Below are 720 nucleotides of genomic sequence, written 5' to 3'. Positions count from 1 at the left end.
GGGCTCGCCCTTCTTGAGGCCCAGCCAGACAGGCGTTTCGATGACCTCCTCGCGGCAGCTCTTCAGGTGGCCGATGAGATCGAATGGCTTACCGCTGGCATCGAGCCATCGCACATTCTTCCACGCCGCGCGCACGACAACGTCGCCGCCTTGCGCCATGACCTTTGCGATCCGCTCGGCCTGCAGATAGGCGCGGTCGCCGATGCGGATCTCGCCCGCCACCACCGGCACGCGGTCGATCAGCTCGGCCTCGCTCTGGTCGGTGATCTCGAGGAAATCGAACTGCTCGCGCTCAAGATCGAAGGCGCAGTGCATACGCCAAAGGCCATTGTTCTTCTTCTCATGCACACCGGCCTTGGCAACCGATGTCGCATCGAGGATGCGGATCAGCCGGCCCTTGGCCAAGCCTACCTCCTCGCGCTTCAAAAGATACCCAATCAACTGCTGCAGCCACGGCCCTGCGTTGCGCAGCCGGCCGAGCAACGCCACGTCCGAGATGTCGGCGATCCCGCTCGCCGCCGCCCAGGCCACGACGCCCCGCATGCCCACCTTGCCAAGGCAGTAAGCCAGAGTCAGGCGCAACAGATCAGTAGCCGATCTGACGCCCCGCCGCCGCAGGAACGCCTTCGTCTCGCGAGCACTCCCCGCGATCAACTCTTCACCACCGAGAAGCTCAATCGTCTCGGCCCAGCCGTCATCTACAAGCGATTCGTGAGTCAT

At 63.9% G+C, this 720-nt stretch carries 1 protein-coding gene; it reads right to left on the bottom strand.

Translation table 11 applies throughout. From position 1 onward, the window contains the following. A partial coding sequence (locus tag AC0L18_RS32375) for a transposase (RefSeq protein WP_473495741.1) occupies positions 1-543 on the bottom strand: 543 nt, incomplete at its 3' end. Between the last annotated feature and the right edge of the window lie 177 nt (positions 544-720).

The organism is Mesorhizobium sp. WSM4819, from assembly GCF_055811215.1.
The sequence above is the reverse complement of the archived record's forward strand: the minus strand, read 5'-3'. Positions and strand labels throughout refer to the sequence as shown.